The following is a 2,346-nucleotide window of genomic DNA, read 5'->3' on the forward strand; positions in this document are numbered from 1 at the left end:
TCTGGGCCTGCTGCTGGGGCGGTTCGCCACCGCCGCCCTGGGCGGACGGGGCCGCGGGAGCCGGCGCGGCTGGCGCGGCCGGAGCTGCGGAGGGCTCGGCGGGAGCCGGCGCGCTGGTGGATTCGTTGCCGGCGGGCGGCGCGGTGTCGGCGGCCTTGGCGGCGCGCGGCTTGCGCACGCGCTTGGTGGCGGTTTCGCCAGCGTCGCTCCCGGGGGAGTCGGGGGTATTGTCGGACAAGTTGCGATTTCCTCGCGGATGCGAGCGCCCGGGAAACGGGCGGACGGAATGGAAGTTCTAGACGGGTTTCTCTAGACGGGTTTCACTAGAGGAGCCCCGGTGTGGAACCGGGTGGATGGGTGCGGCAGACGGGCGGCCAAGGCCGCGCAAACATGCCGGTGCACTAAAGCTAGCACCCTGCCGGCGCCGCGGCAAGCGCGGCTGCCAGGGAGCGGGCAGTGCCCGCCGGTGCCGTCAAAGCGCCTTGTCGATCATCTGGCTGAGCTGGGCCTTGCCCACCGCGCCGATCTGGGTGGCCTGGACCTGGCCGTCCTTGAACAGCAGCAACATCGGGATCGACCGCACGTGGTACTTCATGGCGGTATTGCGGTTCTGGTCGATGTCCACCTTCACCACCTTGGCCTTGCCGGCGTATTCGGCCGCCAGCTGGTCCAGGGCGGGGGCGATCATCTTGCAGGGGCCGCACCACTGCGCCCAGAAATCGACCAGCACCGGCTCCTCCGATTGCAGGACCGCGCTGTCGAAGTCGGCGTCGGTGGCGTGGATCACGGTGTCGTTCATGGGATCTCCTGGGTGGAAGCGGTTCACCCGCGGCGGGGCGGGCCTGCTGTCGGGCGGCTGGATACTGTTAAACTGGGGCGTTCCCCGGCCGGAATCAAGCGCGTTGCGCAATCCCCGGGCGCCGACAGGCAGTCTGCTTCGCGGACGCCTCCCACGCAAGCGCGCCGCGCCCGCGCCATTGCCCGCCACTCCGGAACCCCGGAAAGAATCGCAGCCCAATACGCATGAGCGACAAGCCACTCACCGATATCGCCTTTTCCTCCTTCGACCTGCATCCGACCCTGCTGTCGGGCCTCGAAGGCGCGGGCTTCACCCGCTGTACCCCGATCCAGGCGATGACCCTGCCGATCACCCTCGCCGGGCGCGACGTCGCCGGCCAGGCGCAGACCGGTACCGGCAAGACCCTGGCCTTCCTGGTCACGGTCGTGAACAGGCTGCTCACGCGGCCGGCGCTGGCCGAGCGCAACCCGGAGGACCCGCGCGCCCTGATCCTGGCGCCGACCCGCGAGCTCGCGATCCAGATCCACAAGGACGCGGTGAAGTTCGCTTCCGACCTCGGCCTGAAGTTCGCCCTGGTCTACGGCGGCGTCGACTACGACAAGCAGCGCTCCCTGCTCCAGGCCGGCGCCGACGTGATCATCGCCACCCCGGGCCGCCTGATCGACTACGTCAAGCAGCACAAGGTCGTCTCGCTGCACGCCTGCGAGGTGTGCGTGCTGGACGAAGCCGACCGCATGTTCGACCTGGGCTTCATCAAGGACATCCGCTTCCTGCTGCGGCGCATGCCGGCGCGCACGGAGCGCCAGACCCTGCTGTTCTCGGCCACCCTCAGCCACCGCGTGCTCGAGCTCGCCTACGAGCACATGAACGAGCCGGAAAAGATGGTGGTCGAAAGCGAGCACATCACCAATGCCAAGGTCCGCCAGCGCCTGTACCTGCCGGCCGACGACGAGAAACTGCCGCTGCTGCTGGGCCTGCTGTCGCGCACCGAGGGCACGCGCACGATGGTGTTCGTCAACACCAAGGCGTTCGTCGAGCGCGTGGCGCGCGCGCTGGAGCGCGCGGGCTACAAGGTCGGCGTGCTGTCCGGCGACGTGCCGCAGAAGAAGCGCGAGACCCTGCTGGCGCGGTTCCAGAAGGGCCAGCTGGAGATCCTGGTCGCCACCGACGTGGCCGCGCGCGGCCTGCACATCGACGGCGTCAGCCACGTCTACAACTACGACCTGCCGTTCGACGCCGAAGATTACGTGCATCGCATCGGCCGCACCGCGCGCCTTGGCGCCGAGGGCGACGCGATCAGTTTCGCCTGCGAGCGTTATGCCATTTCGCTGCCGGACATCGAGGCGTACATCGAGCAGAAAATCCCGGTCGAACCGGTAACCCCCGACCTGCTGGTCGCGCAACCGCGCAAGCCTCGCACCGCCGCGGCCGACGACGAGGGCGGCGAAAGCGTCAGCGACATCTTCCGCGAGGCGCGCGAACAGCGTGCCGCCGACGAAGAGCGCCGCGGCGGTGGCCGCAAGGCCGGCGGCAGTGGGAGCGGCGGC

At 69.3% G+C, this 2,346-nt stretch carries 3 protein-coding genes; 1 reads left to right on the top strand and 2 read right to left on the bottom strand.

Annotated features, from left to right (window positions below; all coding sequences use genetic code 11):
* Positions 1 to 238 (bottom strand): hypothetical protein (locus QAA18_RS10965; protein ID WP_279412986.1); only part of this gene is annotated, 238 nt, incomplete at its 3' end.
* Between the two features lie 234 nt (positions 239 to 472).
* Positions 473 to 799 carry a thioredoxin TrxA gene (gene trxA / locus QAA18_RS10970; RefSeq protein WP_279412987.1) on the bottom strand — a complete coding sequence of 109 codons (327 nt, stop codon included), beginning with the start codon at positions 797 to 799 and terminating at the stop codon, positions 473 to 475.
* A gap of 224 nt (positions 800 to 1,023) precedes the next feature.
* Here trxA and rhlB point away from each other — a divergent pair.
* A partial coding sequence (gene rhlB, locus QAA18_RS10975) for an ATP-dependent RNA helicase RhlB (RefSeq protein WP_279412988.1) occupies positions 1,024 to 2,346 on the top strand: 1,323 nt, incomplete at its 3' end.

Source organism: Luteimonas sp. 8-5 (assembly GCF_029763755.1).
GTDB lineage: Bacteria > Pseudomonadota > Gammaproteobacteria > Xanthomonadales > Xanthomonadaceae > Cognatiluteimonas.